This is a genomic window from Candidatus Erwinia haradaeae (assembly GCF_900698885.1).
Taxonomy (GTDB): domain Bacteria; phylum Pseudomonadota; class Gammaproteobacteria; order Enterobacterales; family Enterobacteriaceae; genus Erwinia_E; species Erwinia_E haradaeae_H.
Genome location: NZ_LR217705.1, coordinates 782,642 through 802,631, shown reverse-complemented (window position 1 = coordinate 802,631; position 19,990 = coordinate 782,642). Strand labels below are relative to the sequence as shown.

Sequence of the window (19,990 nt, the reverse complement as noted above, 5' to 3'; positions counted from 1 at the left end):
TGTAGAGTTAGTAATTATTTATTATTTAAGTGAATAGTATTTTTTTGATACAGAAAGGTGCTTTTTATTAGTGTTAGGTTTTAGATAGATGTTACATATTTTTATATGTAGTGAGTGTGCGCTTAAGTTAGAGTGATATACGTTCTATAACGATAATAGTAAATGGTATTACAGAAAAATTTTTTATTAAATTTTTGTAAAATCAGATTATTAAGAATAAATTTTATACCGTACTTAGATGCAGAGGTAATGTAGATTATACAATAATACTTTTTTATTCGTTTTGTCTTTTTAATGTGAGGTATTTTAGGCAAATTATAATTGGATGCTCTAAAAAAGTCTTTAAGTTATTCGCTATTTAAGCAATAGGTATCTTTCAAGAGAGCGGTATTTGTATATAAAGATAAAGTGTTTATTTTAAGTTTTTTTATTAGAAAAATTTAGAGATGAGATTTATATATTCTAAGCTTACTTTAAGATGGATATTTTATTTAAGAGAGTTATATTAGCATTTATCGTATCATTTTATCAACTTTTATATTCTTATTATGTAATATACGTTTCGTGCGGTTTAAAACATTCCCAGTTAATTGCCCGCAAGCTGCATTAATGTCTTCTCCGCGAGTTTTTCTAACAATAGTGGTAAAACCATGCGCCATTAAAATCTTAGAAAAACGATCAATACAGCTATTTGAGCTACGACTGTATGATGCTCCAGGAAAAGGATTCCATGGAATTAAATTAATTTTACATGGAGTATCCTTGAGAAGAGTGGCTAATTTGTACGCATGATTTATTTTGTCATTGATTTTATCTAGCATGACATATTCAATGGTTACTTTTCCTTGGTTAGCTTTAGATTTACTAATGTAACGCCGCACTGATGTGAGTAAATCCTCAATATTATATTCTTTATTAATAGGCATAATTTTACTACGTAGCCTGTTGTCTGCTGCATGTAGAGAAATTGCTAATGCAACATCCAATTTTTTACATAGTTTTTCTATCGCTGGAGTTATTCCTGAGGTTGAGATAGTCACGCGTCTTTTAGATAGACAAAAACCAAAGTCATCTAACATGAGCTCGATTGCTGATATAACATTAGTGAGATTTAAAAGTGGTTCGCCCATACCCATCATAACCACATTGGTAAAAGGACGTTGACGACTGATAGTATCTATCCTTAGTCTTTGCGCAGCTCGCCATACTTGACCGATAATTTCAGATACTAATAAGTTTCGGTTAAAGCCTTGTTGTGCTGTTGAACAAAATGTGCATGCTAGCGCGCATCCAACTTGTGAAGATATACATAATGTACTGCGATCTTTTTCAGGAATGTATACGGTTTCAATATTTTGATTACCGACCTGCATAGCCCACTTAATTGTGCCATCTGATGACCTTTGCTCCTTTGTTATTTCTGGTGCTCGAATCTCAGCGATAGTTTGGAGTTTAGCTTGAAATATTTTTTTTATATCCGTCATTTGAGAAAAATCAGAACAATAGTATCGATAAATCCATCTCATAATTTGCTCTGCATAGAATGGTGGTGCATTTATACCAATAAAAAATTGACGTATTTGCTGACGATTTAAGTCTAATAGATTGATTTTTGTCTTTTTTTGTATCAGATTGATAGGTAATGTAGATAATGGGTTGACTATTAGCGTGCTCATAAATAGTGTTTAACCTTCTATGCATTAGTTAGATCGGTGCGCTACATAATATGACATAATATGATAGAATACAGAATTGATAAGTTATTTCATTGATTGCAGAGGTTCTTTCTGATAATTTATATGAGATTATGGGAGATTGTTAATAAACCTACTGAATAAACGTTTGAAAAATTACATACTAGTAGTTATGTAGAGCAATTCAAGTAGTTTGGTTTTTACAGTTTTTTATAAGTATAAGATAAGCTTGTTTAATATTAAATCATACCAGACTTCTTTTAAGGAATTTTAGTTAATAGACATGAGTTGTCAAAAGATCAGTGGAGCTAATATGGTATATTATGGCATGCCATTATGCCTTATAATAAAACATTTATATTGAAAATTGCAGAAAAATTTTAGGGTAGATAGCATTATATGTTTTTACTAAATACTCTCTAGTTTCTTATGATTTTATAATTGACATGATTTTGAAAATAGATCATGACAGCTAAAGAAGAAATTAATTTCACGTGTTGCAGATGTGGATGAATCAGAACCATGAATCGCATTCTCTGTCAAGCTATCTGCATAATCTGCTCGTATGGTTCCAGAAAGGGCATGTATCGGGTTTGTTGCGCCCATTAACTGACGATAAGATTGAATAGCATTCTCCCCTTCAAGAACAGAAATCATGGATGGCCCCAAGGTCATACACTGAATAAGATTTTGGAAAAAAATTTTCTCTTGATGTTCTACATAAAATTCTTTCGCTTGAGATGGAGTTAATTGTAACATTTTACAACCAATAATGGCTAGTTTAGCGCATTCTAATCGATAAAAAATTTTACCAATAATCTTTTTTGCTACTGCATGTGGTTTTATAATCGATAAAGTACGTTCAATAGTCATGTCATGCTCTAGTTTATAAAAATGGCCCAAAAGAAATGCTTTTATTTGGTGAGGGATAAATAATCTATGAAAAGAAATTTAACATTAATTTTTATTAATGATTAATATGCACAGAATTATGAGCTAATTCTAATAAAATTGTACTTAATTGTTTTTTACAAAAAATATCATATTATATAAACAATATTAGTGAATTACGATTCAATCATGAACTGCCTTTATTTAAATAAAAATAGAAAATATTAAATATCTGCAAATTAATACTTTTTAAAATTAAAAATACTCCAAAGAAAGATTTTATTCAAAATAATTTACATATAATAATAATTAATAATTATAATATAATGCAACAAGATTATATTAATATGTTTTTTATATTTTAGACTTACTTAATTAACCCTGACTAAGTACTTTAGTACTTTGTTGATTTATTGATATCAAATAATGTTTATAATAATTATAACTCTTTTATTTTCTTAGTCAACTATATCTGAATAAGGTTTTTAATATTTACCATGGGATTGATCATTTCTTTATAATTTATGTTTTTAGAACCAAAACCAAATAGGCTCATAAACTCATGTTTATACCCAACCAGGTCAGTGATGACGTGCAAGTTTTCATTGTTCACTGTAAACCAGAGTTGAGTAATTTTTTCTTGAATATCAGGATGAATTTCTGTATCATCTACTCTTAAGCGTCCCATTGCATCTAATTTAGGTAAATTACTATATAAGCCGTTTTGATATAACCCATATATTTGTTCGATGCAGCCTTCATGTGTGCCTTGTTCTTTTGCTAATTTTAAGAGTAGAGATAAATAAAGAGGCATAACTGGAATCGCAGAACTTGCTTGAGTTACTACTGCTCTGAGTGCTGCGACGCGAGCATCACCATTACCATGCGTTACTAACATCTGACGAATCTTGGTGCTATATTGATCTAGATCTTTTTTGGCTGCACCAATTGATCCATTCCAGTAGATATCTCTCGTGATTTTTTCACCTAAATAAGTAAATGCGATAGTTTTTGCACCTTTTGCAAGTGCATCTGCTTCTATCAATGCCTCAATCCACATTTGCCAATTTTCTCCACCCATGACAGCTATGGTGCTATCAATTTCTTCCTGTGAAGCAGGATCTAAAGAGATATCAATAACAGTTTCTGTATCAGTGTTTAATCCTCTTGTTTTTAATATTTTACCGATTGGTTTTAATGTGGAGTAATGAGTTTTACCAGTTTTTGAGTGTACACAGCGAGAACTAGCTAGGCTGTATATTACTAGATCGACTTGTCCTAAATCTTTTTTAATGACCTCAATAGTTTTCTTTTTCATAAGATCTGAAAATGCATCACCATTGATACTTTTTGAGTATAACCCCTCCCTATTTGCTAATTCTTCAAAGGCAGCGGTGTTATACCAACCAGCGCTCCCTGATTTATTTTGTTTGCCTGGGCGTTCTAAAAAAATCCCCAATGTGCTTGCTGAGCAGGCAAAAGTGGAAACAATCCGAGCGGCTAATCCATACCCTGTTGAAGCGCCAATAATTAATGCTTTTTTAGGTCCTGGTTTTATAGAGCCTTTAGAAAGAACATATTTTATTTGTTGCTTTACATTGTATTTGCAACCTTCGGGGTGAGATGTTACACATATAAATCCACGAATTCGTGGTTGAATAATCATTCTTACCTCAATTATAAATATAATAAATAATTTTTTGGTGTTTTTGGTATTTTTATAGCTTCAGGTAGACTATTGATCTGGAGTGCGATTCACTATTGTGGTATCACAATAAATTACTGAAGTTGAGGTCACATGATTACACTGTTTCGGTTATTATATTCGAAAGGTTTTTTTGTTGCATGGAATAATTGAAGCGCATTGTTAAATTGAAGAGCTGTGTTTATAATGCATTCTTTGTCCCTGCTGCAATGTTTTAGAGCTAGTGCGTTAAGTGAGTTATTTTTTTAATTACGATTGATTCTATCTAAAGTAGATAGTCTATCACATAGAAATAGTATTTTAGTGTTCACTTTGTGAATTAATATTTAATATTTCTAGTAATTCTGCAAAACAAAATATACTTATTATTTGATAATTATCAAATTTCTGTTATCAGATTTATTATATTATGACTGGTATTTATATAACTGGAAAGATATTTTTAAAATATAATTAAAAGTTAATAATGCTTATTCAATTTTATTTTTTAGGACTAATACTTTCATATTTTATATATGCATATAATGATTGGAATACTTTTAGTATTATTTATGCCTTCATTTGCAAAATATACATCACAATACACATAATTAAAAATTTATACAATATTATACATATAATTATATATATAATTTAAATCTTTATTTATTGATGGTGATAATATAAATCTGTACTTATTCAGACTAGTGCCTAGCAGGGATTTTACAATTATATAATAACTTTATAATAATTTTTATTATTTTTTAAAATTTCTCTTAAAAATTTATTTGTCTTTACCTTTACCTTACAAAGAAGCTGACCGATAAGCCGGGTTCTGTCGTGAACAGTCATTCATCTAGGCCAGTAATCACTTATTGGCTCAAGCAGCCCACCCGAGCTCTGTGCGGGTCGCACTTAATGAGCTCCTATTTGGCCTTTCTCCGGGTAGAGTTTACCATACCACTAACTGTTACCAGCTGCGTGGTGCGCTCTTACCGCACCATTTCACCCTTACCTAACCTGTTTTAATTGGTCATCGGCGGTTTTTTTTCTGTTGCACTAGTCGTTGGCTTACGCCCCCCAGGTGTTACCTGGTACCGCACCCTATGGAGCCCGGACTTTCCTCTCCCTGAATTTTCCATGCTGATTGAAAATAGATTAGTCAGGCAGCGACTGTTTAGTCAGCTTCAAAGAGAAGTATGACAAGTTTACAGATATTTGTCACTGATTATTCTAATTTTTTTGATTAGTATGGTTAGTGATAATTATTAATTAATATATTTTATTTTCTTTTTAAGAAAATATTTTAAAAAATCATAAAAATTTATTGCAATATAATCGCATATTAATTTTGCAATTAATATTGATGTAAAAACAGCACAAAATTTATAGAAGCACTCATTAGTTGTGTAATTGGTTGTGTAATTTCACAAGCATTAAATATATTATTATTGAAAATTTCAATTATATTCTAGCTAATTACTAACTTTAGTATATGTCTGGTGTGATTAAATTTAGATAAATCTATTAACATTAAATGATTTTTATCATATGGAAGATATTCATTATAAATTTTATATAACATGTTACATACATAATAAACTATTATTGATACATTTCAATTAAATATGTATTGTGATGACTTATTTCTTCAGTGAAGATTGTATCAATAAATGTATTGATTTACTGCAAAGAATCTTGTTCGAATAAAGAGATTTGCATCACAATTAGTAATATTGAGTAAATAGTATTGAATAAATATAATTATTGTAGTGTGATTACTATCTTTTGAGTATTAGATTATTATGTAAATAATATCTTTTAATGATAGAAAATATCTTAATTTAGATTTAATTTTAAAAATATTTATATTTAGTCAAACCAAATCCATGTTTTGTTTTTTCCATGGGGTAATCTTATATTTTTTTATTACTCTAAGCAAGATTAGCAAAACCTACAATGAATCTTGACTGATAATTTTGATCTTAGTTAAATGCATATGTGGTGATTGCCAGGATCAATTTTTAATGTTAAAAATATATTGCGGCGTTAAATATAAAAGTTAGTATTAATATATATTAGATATATAGCTAAGTTTTACATAGCGCAGCATGTTGTTGATAATTATGAGAAATTATAAAAGAGTTATATTTTTATTGAAAAGTAGCAAATTCGGTCATCTGTCTAGAATTAGTTAAGAGTATAGATTTTTAAAAAAATTACTCTATAATTCATGCTTAATATTTATTTAAAGAGAGATCGATAGTATAAAAACTATAAGTAAGAATGAAGTGATCTGAAAAATTTTACATAAAGAAAGAATGGCATAAAGCATTTTGTTATCTAGTAATCATCTGCTTATATATTGTGGTTATTTCTGGATCATGTTCTTATCTTGTGTGCTGATACAGTACAGAATATAAATAGTATTTTAAGATAGATAATGATTAGTAGATATAAATCATATAAATATATTATTTATGAATACGATTCAGGATAAAGATTTTAGGACGATTAAATATATCAATGCATAAAATAATAGTAATGAAATTACTATGGTATAGATGATATAGATGGTATAGATGGTATAGATAGTATAGATGGTATAGATGGTATAGATCTATTTCTAATGTCCATTAGAAAGAATATTGTAGTATTGGATTTATTATCAAAATAAAAAGAGAAAAATCAAAATAAAAAGAGAAAATCTTATTACATAGATCATCTATGATGTTTTATTTTTAAAATTATACCCCTTCACTTTGAGGTATTATGAAATATATAGAAGATACTAGAGAAAAAAAGGCTTATTAATTAATAATTATGTTTAATCAGTGTTTTTTAATTATAAATTATTTTTAACTGATGCAAAATTTACTTATGCAAAATTTAATTATATATAAAGTACATATATTATAAAGTACATATATATTAAATTTATTAAATTACATAGACAAAAATTAGTGAGATTATATATTTTCGTAATCAATTATAAGTGACAGGTTATAACTATATTTTTATTACTATATTATAGTATTAAAATAATTAAAATTAAAATTAAAATTAAAATCTAAATATAAATTTAGATATCTGAGCTTTTAAAGATAGATTATATAAATTTATTAAAAATGATATATGATGATTTATATGTAATAAGATATTCATCTTATTATAGTATAACTATAACATGAATCTAGGTATGGTATATAATTAAATAATCAATAAAATCGCATAAAAGTTAACTTTCTCAATAATTTTTAAAAGTATATAAGTAAAATTATATAAAATAATAATTTTTTGGCAGTGGCATTAAAAGCAAATACATCATCATGTATATGTATTTATTGCAGGTATTATATTTTATACTTGAACATACTTTATATAGTATAAGTACATGACATGTAGAACCATATACTGATTGGATTTTTTCAGTGTACAAAAGTAAGAGAAAGTGTCATTTAAACTCTAACAGAATACAGTGACGAAAGAGGTATAGAATGAAGCGGGCTGTGATTACTGGTCTTGGAGTTGTTTCTAGTATTGGTAACAATCAAGAGGAAGTTTTAGTATCTTTACGTGCAGGGCGCTCCGGAATTACTTTCTCACAAGAATTAAAAAATTCCGGTATGCGTAGTCATGTGTGGGGGAGCATAAAACTATCTAAAAAAGATATAGCATCACGTATTGAGCGAAAGACGCTGCGATTTATGAGTGATGCATCTGTATATGCTTTTATCTCTATGCAGGAAGCAATTCAAGATTCTGGTTTAACTAAAGAGCAGTATCAAAATAATGCACGTGTTGGGTTAGTAGCTGGATCAGGCGGAGGCTCTCCATTTTATCAAGTTGCTAGTGTGGACGGCATGCGCGCTAAAGGCCTCAGGGGGGTTGGTCCATATATGGTGACAAAGGCAATGGCTTCAGGTGTTTCAGCATGCTTAGCAACTCCATTTAAAATTTACGGTGTAAATTATTCTATTAGCTCCGCTTGTGCCACATCTGCACATTGTATTGGTCATGCTTTTGAGCAGATTCAGCTAGGTAAGCAAGATATCGTCTTTGCAGGTGGCGGGGAAGAATTATGTTGGGAAATGTCTTGTGAATTTGATGCGATGGGAGCGCTATCAACTAAATATAATCATATACCAGAAAAGGCATCACGTACATATGATGTAGGGCGTGATGGTTTTGTTATTGCTGGTGGCGGGGGTATAGTGGTGGTTGAGGAATTGAATCATGCTATAATTCGAAATGCACATATTTATGCTGAAATCGTAGGGTATGGAGCGACGTCTGATGGTTTGGACATGGTGGCTCCATCAGGGGAGGGTGCTATGCGTTGCATGCGAATGGCTATGAAAGGTGTTCATAGACCTATTGACTACTTAAATACGCATGGAACTTCAACATTAATTGGTGATTTAAAAGAATTAGGTGCTATTCGTGCTGTGTTCTCTGACTATCAGCCAGCAATCTCAGCAACAAAGGCAATGACTGGGCATTCACTTGGTGCAGCAGGTGTGCAAGAGGCAATTTATTCGTTATTAATGATGGAACATAGTTTTATAGCTCCAAGCATTAACATTGATAAATTAGATCCAGAAGCCAAGGGTTTTAACATTATCACTTCGTATTCAGAGCAAACACTGAATACAGTGATGTCTAATAGTTTTGGCTTTGGAGGTACAAACGCTACGCTAGTAATGAGTAAGCCAGATCTCTGTATCTAAAAGCAGATTGTATGAAAAAACTAAAACTCAGTAAATTTTTTATAAAGGACCATAAAAATTATAGATGGCATGTAGCATTTACATGCTGGATAATTCTCTTTAAAAATTTTTTTAGGTTTATTTTTCAGTCACATTGTGTCATACATTATTTATTGTATTTAAAATACACACAATACATTCAAAGAGATCAGGTGCGCTGATAATAATTTTTTAGATTTAATCCTGCTTTATATGTAACCATACTTTATTATAGATGTGTGTAGATAGTCTTTAATATTTAAAAAATACTTATTCCTCAGTCAATGTTTTTATTTTCTCTAATATTTTATTTGCTCTAATACAGAAGGAAGCATTTTCTGGATAATTTTATTAAAATATTTTTAGTTAAAAGGCCATCACTCTTTAATTGTATTTTATTTACAAAGATAATTATAGATAATGAGCTATCATGATTGATGGTATCTTTCAACCCCTTAGATTTTGGCTGAAAATTGTATTTTAAAAGATAATGTTAATTTTTCATTCTTATGGAATCATTAAGATAATATGCTTTATTAGTATTGGAGTTTTATTATATGCGAATACTATAATGATATTTGGTATATATAATTAATACACTTCTCTATAATTTAAACATTTTATGTTAATAATAATTTTTATACATTGGTTATGTGATTATATCATTTTATAAAATACAGATTTTAATTTAAAATAAGAATATAGGTTGAAATATTTCACTCATACTGTCTGTTTTATTGGCAGGCAGATTATGGTAACAATTATCCCTATTTTAAAAGCATCACCCTAAGGAATCTTTTATATTGTAATAATAGGGTTACTACCTCAAAGGATAAGATCCGATGCTTGCTGTACTGCGTACCTTTATAGTGATAGTATATTCGATATTTGTTTGTGTTTTTGGTTGCATTTATTGCTTACTTAGTCCAAGAGATCCACGGCACGTAGCTACTTTTAGTCATTTGTTTGGGCGACTTGCCCCAGTATTTGGTCTTAAGGTGCAATTGCGAAAACCAAAAGGAGCTGAACATTATCCGAATGCAATTTATATATGTAATCATCAAAATAATTTTGATATGATCACTGCAGCTAATATGCTACAGCCAACTACTGTGACAGTTGGTAAAACCAGTCTTTTATGGATACCATTCTTTGGTCTGCTCTATTGGTTGAGTGGTAATCTTTTAATTGATAGAAAAAATAATATTAAGGCATATTCTACTATAATAGACTTAGTCTCTCAGTGTAAAAAAAAGAAAATTTCTTTTTGGATTTTTCCAGAAGGTACACGTAGTTATGGTCGCGGTCTGTTGCCTTTTAAAATCGGTGCATTTTATGCTGCTATAGAGGCTGGTGTGCCTATTATTCCAGTAGTAGTATCCAATACTCACCAGAAAATTAAACTCAATCGACTTAGTAATGGTATTTCGATCGTTGAAATGCTTACCCCAATTGATACGCATCAGTATACTAATCAATCTGTACGAAAGCTAGCTACTTATTGTCGTGCTTTAATGCTTCGTAAGTTAGATGAATTAAATACCGAGGTTGATAGAAAAGAAGATAGTTTTAGAAAAATGCGTAATCTTGATTGATTTTATTTATTTATGTTAACTAATGGTTTTTAAGTTCTGTATAAAAATTTATCATATATCTCGATATCTAGAAAATTTCTATAAAAATAAGATTTCTATAAAAATAAAATATATATCTTGAGTATATATTAATAAGTATTAGTAATCACTAAGATATTTCATAAAGAGATTATGTTTTATGCTACTTTTTTTATTTAAAGAGTTTCGATGCATAACCTTTTGGTTTTTTTGTATAGCTGACTGTCCATTTACAGATCATATTCCTGAGCATTTAGCGATTTTAAAAAATTACATTTAACATCTTATGATCAATTAAGATTATTTTTCTTAATTTTAATAGAGTGTTTGAATAATTTTCAATTGATAAACTTTATCATAAGTATGATGTGATATATATCACATTATAATATATTTGATAGGTAAGAAATTTTTACTAAAAATATTAGTCGTTCATATTCAAAGACTTCCATTATCTAAGATGTTATAGTAAATAACCTTATAGCATTATTTTTTATCTATAGCTTGCAGGTTCTATATTAAGTATGAATTTGTATTGAAGATTCAATGTGATATCTGTTCTTTCGTAATATGGTCTTATTGTTCTAAGATGGATATGAGCTCTGTAAATTACTATAAAAATCATATTTTATTAATCATTGACCGGAAGAGACATGTATAATATTAGCAAAATATTATGCAAACTTGATTATATTAAATGACTGAAGGATGCAATGTATATGTAATGTATATGTAATGTATATGTAATAATATTACAGAAAGTTCTATTGAAAATAAATTTATACTATACTATACATATAGGTAATTAGAGATATGACGAACATTTTAAAGAAATATTTTTATCACATATTCATATGATCTTAATCTATAAACATAACAGATAATAAGTCTCTGTGTTTTATATAGTAATATTTTATAGTTTATTATCAGTTTTATAAGTTAGTAATTTTTTAACATACTAACAAGATATGTTGTGGTGTTATTTTATTGGTTTTAATCTTTTAGTTTTTATGCGCTAGAAACTTTTTTCATTTTATTGTTAAGGTTAGGCGGTTTATAGAAACTTATCAATTTATTCAAGTATTTTGAAACTTTAAATAGTTTATTCTTGGTGATGAATTGATAAAAGTTGTGAATATATAAATATAATAAGAATGTTTTTTAAGAAAAATTAAAAAATTTTTAAATTTTTATTCAATGTTTGTTAGTGAAATATAATAATAGCTTTATTAAAATAATAAGATTCTTATTCTATCTATAAGAGCTCTAGATTAGATTGAGTATACTGGCATGTTAGATAATTTTTTATCTTATTAAGTTATCTTTTATGTGCGATAGGACAGTTTTTCTTCTATAGTCTTTACTAGTATTTGCTTTGTGTAATGCCCACACAGAAGAATTTAGCATTTATTAGAGTGTTGTTTCATTTAATAGTAATAGTTTATTAGTTTATTAATTTATAGTATAAATATTAGTAAATATTAGATAGAAGAGGTAGGATAAGAGGTAGGATAGTAATAATCCTATTACTCTTATAATTGTGTTGGATTATTAGTATGTGATTATGTGATTATTTGATTATGTGATTATTTGATTATGTGAATAAAAATTATTAATGTCTTGTGTTTTGAAAAGTTAGAAATCTTTTCATTACAGCACTTTCCTATTCTTGTCTCATGAAAAATCTCCAATACATAAAAAGAATCATCTTATGTTACTGTGTATAAATAGATATAATTTTTATTAGAATAGAACCAATAAGATTTGTTTAAATTTTGAACAGTTAAAATTATTAAGAATTACTTATTAAGATCTATTGAGATTTATTCACAGAAGAGTTGAAATATTAGTGAGTTTTTCTCTATGTATTGTTTAGAAGTATTTAACATGCTAATTAATTAAAAAGAATATGGAATTTTTATTCCATATTCATTAAACAACAGGATAGTCTTAATAAGATTATGATAAAAATGCTTATTTACATTATGAATTAATCATAAAATATAAAAAGATAATGCATTATATTGCAATTATTTTACTGAAAAGAATTAAGATTTTTGTCTTCAAGATATCTGAGATAGTATAAATAAAGATAGTATAATAAATAAAACCAGAACTAAATTCATGACAAAATGTCAGAAATATTTTTATAATTTTATTATATGTTTTTTATTGTATTTATATATTTTATTTTTAATAATCTTAATTTATAATTAATAATATTGATATTATCTCGAATAAATATTTAATCTCAATATAAAGATAGTAAAATAATTAAAACAATTACAATAATTAAGACGATATCTTAATTATTTTAGAAGATTATTTTATAATAGTGATATTTATTTTTTGATGATTAATTATGACTGATTTGATTTTAAATATAAAATTTAGATGGATTTATTAATATAATATAGATTTTTTACATGTAGTAGTACTGTGAATATTATTTAGTTGTTATCTTCATTTATTATTAGATCTGAATCTACTAGATGAATTTACTATTTATTTTTCTAGTCTAGATAAGAGTATCTCTGTTATATTTATTTTTCAAAAAACGATTTGTCTTAATTAAATACATTTAAGATTTATCTTAATTAAATACATTTAAAATTAAATTTAATAGCAAAAAAGTTTAATGCGTTTACTTAAATAGCTCTATTTTTAGTTAATAGATTACTTAATAAAGAAAAAATCTATTGTCATTACAATAGATTTTTTCTTTATATCGAACTAAAAGAGATGGGGAAAGATGAATAATGCAATTAAAATCAAGATATAGTAAAATTCATAAATTAATAATAGAAGATCTATTTAATACAAAAGCGTAGCAGATAGATTATTTTATAATAAAATAAAAGTATCTTATTGGTAGTATCATCTTAAAGTCTTAATACCTACTGGTACCAATTCTAGAATTATAACTTTCATGTTTGATACGGAATTATAGTTATCTTCTTCTTATCTAAATAATAGAAATTAATATTTTACTTAAGTTTTATAAAAATATTCTACATAAATGGAATTATAGTGTAAATTGAGTTATGCATTTAACATGTAAATAGACTTTATATGAAGATATTAAGATATATAACTATATATTAATAATAACAAAATAGATCTTGCTATCATGGTCAGATCTAAAATATATATAATATAAGGACCGTAAAGGATATGATAAAATATTGCCATATACGTCGAGCATTGCTTAGTGTGTCCAATAAAGTAGGTATTCTTGAGTTTGCTCAAGAGTTATCTCAAAGAGAGATCGAGATATTTTCTACTGGAGGTACTGCTCGTTTTTTATCTGATGCCGGTTTATCTGTTACTGAAATATCCGATTATACTGGAGTACCAGAAATGATGGGTGGACGTTTAAAAACGCTGCATCCTAAAGTTCACGGTGGAATTTTAGGTCGTCGTGATCAAGATAATAGTTTCATGACTGCATATGGAATTTTACCTATTGACATGGTAGTTGTAAATTTATATCCGTTTCAAAAGGTAACATCTCATGGTGGTACGTTAGATTCTGCGATTGAAAATATTGATATCGGTGGTGTAGCTATGATGCGTTCTGCTGCTAAAAACTATAAAGATGTAGCCATTGTGATAGAAAGCAGTGAATATAGAAATATTTTAAGAGAATTAGATAAAAATAATAATGCACTTACCGAGAATACTAGGTTTCGTTTAGCAATAAAAGCATTTGAATACACTGCAGAGTATGATAGTCATATCGCGAATTATTTTAAAAAATTAACTGTAGAGTGTAATAGCAATACAAGTAAATCACCTGATCGTTTTCCAAATATTTTGCATCTAAATTTTACTAAAAAGCAGGATATTCGCTATGGTGAAAACAGACATCAATTAGCAGCTTTTTATGTAGAAAACACCAACATAGAACCGTCAGTATCTACTGCACAGCAAGTTCAAGGAAAAGAGCTCTCATATAATAATATTAACGATACCAATACTGCCTTAGAGTGCGTAAACGGGTTTGATCAACCCGCGTGTGTCATTATCAAACATGCCAATCCTTGTGGCGCTGCATTAGGTCATAATATTATTGATGCATATATACGTGCTTATCAAACTGATCCAGATTCTGCCTTCGGAGGAGTGATTGCTTTTAATCGCGCTTTAGATGCGACTACCGCGCGGGAAATTATTAATCGACAATTTGTAGAAGTTATAATTGCTCCATTTGCTAGCGAAGATGCTTTAAAAATCACTGCTATTAAAAAAAACCTTCGTGTTCTAATTTGTGGAAAATGGCGTGCTCAACAAAAAAATCTAGATTTAAAAAGTGTATATGGTGGTTTATTAGTTCAAGATTATGATATTGAACTAATAAATAAACAAAAATTACGTATTGTGAGTCAGCGTGCAGCTACTACAAAGGAGTTAAGTAATGCGCTATTTTGCTGGAAGGTAGTAAAGTTTGTCAAGTCTAATGCTATTGTCTATGCATGTGATCACAGGACTATCGGTATAGGATCCGGTCAAACAAGCCGCGTTTATTCAGTAAAAATTGCTGCAATGAAGGCTGCGGAGGCAGGTTTGAACATAGAGGGATCGGTTATGGCATCTGATGGGTTTTTTCCGTTCCGTGATAGTATTGATATTGCTTCTGATCACGGTGTAACCTGTATAATTCAACCAGGTGGTTCTATACATGATGATAAAATCATAGCTGCCGCTGATGAACATAAGATGGTTATGATATTTACTGATGTTCGTCATTTTTGTCATTAATGATCATTATTTTTAGCAGGAGTATTAATCATTGATTATATACACTGCATTATATATTAACCATTTGATCATTATCAATACCACATTCTAATTTTTATGTAAAAATGTTTTTTATCTAAAATTATAAAGTAATATATTATACAATAATTATTGTATGAGTAAAAAATGTTTTTAAGGATAGGGTTCTAAACTAATAGTGAATATATAAAAGATATGCTTAATATCAATTAACTAGTTTTTTAAATACTTTTATATGTTATTATTTTTTAATACTTTAATAAATCACTTTAATAAATCATATGCATGTAACTATATATTTCTATTTTAGATAAGATGTTAATAACTTTTTAATTATAGAGTTTTTATGAATAAAATTTTTCATTTTAATATTTTTATGAGGTGTTTTGATAATATTTAGAGATTTAACTGTGCATAATTACTAAAATCGTTTTATAAAATTAAAGTTATTGTTTTCGCAAGAGATTAAAGATAGTGTTTTAAACAAGATTAACTAATAAACTTATATGATGATATATGATAAATATCATCGTATGATAGAAATATCATTTCTATGATACTTAATCTCAATTTCAAAAAAAAACAGTGCAACTATATATTGAATAGTGCGATTGTTAACAGTGAATATTAAATAGATCATAATTATAGCTATTATTCCATAAATTTTTCTGAGAATAATTTTTTTAGCAAATGAGTTGAAGATGAAAATTCTAGTAATCGGCAATGGTGCTCGTGAGCATGCACTGGCATGGAAAATATCGCAATCAAAATTAGCAACTAAAATATTTGTCGCGCCAGGTAACGCTGGAACTTCGTTAGAGCCTATGCTAGAGAATATATCTATTCAGTCTACTAATCTTCGAAAATTATTGTCTTTTGCAATTTCTGAGGAGATTGATCTAGTAATTGTTGGTCCTGAAGCACCTTTATTGCTCGGTATAGTAGATGTATTTCGTGAGGCTGGTATTAAAATCTTTGGCCCTACTCAGGCAGCAGCTGTATTAGAAGGCTCAAAGGTATTTTCTAAGAGATTTTTAGTACGTCACGGTATTCCAACAGCTGCATATAATGACTTTACTGAGGTTACACCGGCGGTTCAGTATGTACGTGATCAAGGTGCTCCCATTGTAATCAAAGCTAATGGGTTAGCTGCTGGAAAGGGAGTAATAATTGCTGACACATTGAAAAATGCAGAATTAGTAATAAAAAGCATTTTATGTGAGAATGTATTTGGTTCGGCGGGTAACCGTATTGTAGTGGAAGAATTTTTAGAAGGAGAAGAAATTAGTTTTATCGTTATGGTTGATGGTAAAAATATTTTGCCAATGGCAACTAGTCAAGATTATAAGCGAGTAGGTGATAAAAATACGGGGTTAAACACTGGTGGTATGGGGGCTTATTCTCCAGTAAAGTTAGTGACGGATGAAATGCATCAGCGTATTATGACTGAGATCATTTGCCCTACTGTGCACGGGATGATGTCAGAAGGATCTCCTTATACAGGGTTTTTATATGCAGGTTTGATGATTGATCGTTATAACCAGATCAAAGTTATTGAATTTAATTGTCGTTTAGGCGATCCAGAGAGCCAGCCTATTATGTTTCGTTTAAAATCTGATTTAGTGGATTTGTGTCTTTCGGCAATAAATGGAGAACTAGACCAGCGATCTATTATTTGGGACCCTCGTCCAGCAGTTGGACTAGTTCTTGCCTCTGGAGGTTATCCTAAAAAGTATGTTAAAGGTTACAAGATTCATGGTCTTCCTTGCTCAGGGATATTAGGTTGTAAAGTTTTTCACGCTGGCACTGCATTTCAGGATGGCGCAATAATTACTGATGGTGGCCGTGTGTTATGCATAACCGCATTAGGAGAAAATATTCTTGAAGCCAAGAATCATGTTTATCAAGTAGCTAGTCTCATCTCCTGGAAGGATAAATTTTTCCGTACAGATATTGCTGATCGAGTTTAAGAGAAGCATCATCAAAACAAAAACAGTTAGTTTATTCATAATAGCTTGTGTGCTTTTTTTTTGTTAGCTCTTTTTTAAAAAAAATGACTCTATTTTATTTTAATTAAAATACGATATTAATCAATAAAGATTATCAGTCTTGTTATTGTTAATTACTAAACATATTAGGTAATTATGATTACTAATCGATCTATAACTTTTTTCAATCTTTTCTTTATAATGTGTTGAAATATACTTGATTAGATTGGTTGATTAAAAATTACACACAGTTACTGTTTTATAACAACTGTGTTTAAAATAAAGAATTATTTTTTATGTATATTTGAAAATTAGTGATTTTATGATTTTCTGTATTACTTATCATCAGAAAATTATACGAAAGATACTTAGTAATTCTAACTATTATAGAATAATTTTAATAATTTTGATAATTTAAATAATTTAAATAATTTTTAGCGAGCAAAATAATATTTTTATGCAGAAATGAAAGAGTATATAAAAAAATATTAGACATTTTTTATCTCTTTGATGTTATATTAAGATTAATATAGCAATATGTAATCAGAATAAATAATTTGTGATATTATTATTAATAATAAAATCGATAGTTTTAATTTTTAATATCATTAAATGTGTTAAATTATAACTGATATATTGAATCAAGTTTTTATAGAGAATATTATTCTTAGTTATTTAATTTACTCAAATTATAAATTTAATTAGATTTTGAATCTAAATATGCAACATATTAATAGAAAATAATTTCATATTTTAAATAATTGATGAAAATCAAGAATATATATCTCCATTTATTATTTAATAAATTAAATCGAAATTAATTTCGATTGAAATAAGAATTTTGATATACACAATGTATGTAGTATAGATTTTGATCTATAAAATTCTTTACAGTATTTTAAAAAATGGTTATTGAATATCTATGTTAATATAAACGAAATACTAAAGTAGTTCAGTGAATAGGGTGGCTATATTTACATGAGTTTTTAGATGATAAATAATAAAATTAATACAACTAATTAAGATACTTTAAAAACTAAAGATAGATTGTAGTAAAAATCTTTATTTTTATTTTTATTTGAAGAGGTTTTCAAGAAATTATCGAATAGTAATAAATTAATTATATTAGAAGAATATTGAGCACATAGTATATATAAAACAATAAAAATAAAGAAATATCGTAAGCATCTTATATATTATAATTATAAGAATAGTGTTCTATTTTTATTTCAAGTAGTTATAACACCTATATTGTTTGTAGTTGATATTGAAAATTATAAAATACTCTAGATATTATGCTTAAATTATCAAGGCATCTTTTTGGATGGTTAATAAATATAAAATATCATCCATGAGTAGATTAGAATAATCATATTATATATTATGGTATTTATAAAATGAGATTTTATCGATAAATATTTTAATAAAATTAATTCTGATTTTTTGAAATTCTTTGTATAATACAATAATTTCTGAATTCAAAAATCTAGATAAAATAATTACTAAAAATCTTCTTAAAATTTTAAAATTAAATCAATCTATAGAAAAAGTGTCAGAGTAAAACTGATAATCTTTACTATTTATATACTAGCTTTACTAGGTTATGAACTAGTGATTAAATTTATTTATTATTACTATAAATTTATTAATGAATTTTGTGATAGATACAATCTCAAAACAAAACGATAATATTATTATATTAAGTTTCTAAATGTGAAAACGTGTATTTATTTTAATTAATTTATAATTAAAAATTAAGGCATTCTAACCATATAGATGGAATATTCTAACCAATAGATGGAATATTCTGACCATAATAGATCTCTCTCATTTCTTTCCAGAGCAGATTAGTAATCCGTTTATGTTCTTGCGCACCTAAGTCTTCTAATCTGGAATTAAAAAGATAATGTCTAAGGTCAAATTTTTTTAAAAGCATCTTCGTGTGGAAGATATTTTCTTGGTAAACATTTACATCTAACATATCATGCATTGCTTTTATGTCTTCTGACATAAAATTTTGTATTGAATTGATTTCATGATCCATAAAGTGCTTAACCCCATTTATATCACGAGTAAAACCACGCACCCGATAATCTATAGTAACAATATCAGATTCAAGTTGATGAATTAAATAGTTTAAGGCTTTTAATGGTGAGATTACCCCACAAGTAGATACTTCAATGTCAGCACGAAAAGTACATAAATCTCCTGCAGGATGACTTTCCGGGTAAGTATGAACACATATATGACTTGTATCAAGGTGTGCAATTATTGAACTCGGTAAAGGGCCAGGATACTCAGATATGTCAATATCACGTGGGTCAATAAGTTCCTCACTGACTAACATAGTCACACTAGCACCTTGCGGTTCATAATCTTGACGCGCAATATTTAGTATACTAGCACCAATAATTGAGCAGGTTTTACTGAGAATTTCGGTTAATCGATTAGCGTTGTATTGTTCATCAATATATGCAATATACCCGTCACGTTCCGCGTTAGTATTAGCATAACAAATATCATAGATACAAAAACTTAGGCTTTTTGTTAGGTTATTGAAACCATGTAGTTTTAGCTTTTGCAAGTGATTTTC

The 19,990-nt window shown here is 28.1% G+C and carries 8 protein-coding genes and 1 other RNA gene; 4 read left to right on the top strand and 5 right to left on the bottom strand.

Annotation, left to right across the window (positions count from 1 at the left end):
* Window positions 1–512 precede the first annotated feature (512 nt).
* The 4 genes from rlmN to rnpB all read right to left on the bottom strand — a co-directional run bounded on the left by rlmN (window position 513) and on the right by rnpB (window position 5,458).
* Window positions 513–1,676: a dual-specificity RNA methyltransferase RlmN gene (gene rlmN / locus ERCISPPS3390_RS02465; protein WP_197095245.1), complete on the bottom strand. Its 1,164-nt coding sequence runs from the start codon at window positions 1,674–1,676 to the stop codon at window positions 513–515.
* Window positions 1,677–2,129: 453 nt separating this feature from the next.
* Window positions 2,130–2,567, bottom strand: coding sequence for a nucleoside-diphosphate kinase (ndk, locus tag ERCISPPS3390_RS02460; RefSeq protein WP_197095244.1), 438 nt, complete (start codon window positions 2,565–2,567; stop codon window positions 2,130–2,132).
* Between the two features lie 484 nt (window positions 2,568–3,051).
* Entirely contained in the window at window positions 3,052–4,251 is a 1,200-nt protein-coding gene (gene fabV, locus ERCISPPS3390_RS02455) for an enoyl-ACP reductase FabV (RefSeq protein WP_197095243.1), read from the bottom strand.
* 826 nt (window positions 4,252–5,077) lie between these two features.
* An RNA gene (gene rnpB / locus ERCISPPS3390_RS02450) (RNase P RNA component class A) lies at window positions 5,078–5,458 on the bottom strand.
* Between the two features lie 2,308 nt (window positions 5,459–7,766).
* Between rnpB and fabB the strand changes: the two genes are divergently transcribed.
* The 4 genes from fabB to purD all read left to right on the top strand — a co-directional run bounded on the left by fabB (window position 7,767) and on the right by purD (window position 17,379).
* Entirely contained in the window at window positions 7,767–8,999 is a 1,233-nt protein-coding gene (gene fabB / locus ERCISPPS3390_RS02445; RefSeq protein WP_197095242.1) for a beta-ketoacyl-ACP synthase I, read from the top strand.
* 860 nt (window positions 9,000–9,859) lie between these two features.
* On the top strand, window positions 9,860–10,612 hold the full coding sequence (locus tag ERCISPPS3390_RS02440; protein WP_197095241.1) for a 1-acylglycerol-3-phosphate O-acyltransferase: 753 nt from the start codon (window positions 9,860–9,862) through the stop codon (window positions 10,610–10,612).
* 3,192 nt (window positions 10,613–13,804) lie between these two features.
* A complete protein-coding gene (gene purH, locus ERCISPPS3390_RS02435; RefSeq protein WP_197095240.1) occupies window positions 13,805–15,391 on the top strand; it encodes a bifunctional phosphoribosylaminoimidazolecarboxamide formyltransferase/IMP cyclohydrolase in 1,587 nt (528 codons plus the stop codon).
* Window positions 15,392–16,110: 719 nt separating this feature from the next.
* Window positions 16,111–17,379, top strand: coding sequence for a phosphoribosylamine--glycine ligase (gene purD, locus ERCISPPS3390_RS02430; RefSeq protein ID WP_197095239.1), 1,269 nt, complete (start codon window positions 16,111–16,113; stop codon window positions 17,377–17,379).
* Window positions 17,380–19,183: 1,804 nt separating this feature from the next.
* On the opposite strand, the gene speD is transcribed toward purD, so the two are convergent.
* Entirely contained in the window at window positions 19,184–19,981 is a 798-nt protein-coding gene (gene speD, locus ERCISPPS3390_RS02425) for an adenosylmethionine decarboxylase (RefSeq protein WP_197095238.1), read from the bottom strand.
* Between the last annotated feature and the right edge of the window lie 9 nt (window positions 19,982–19,990).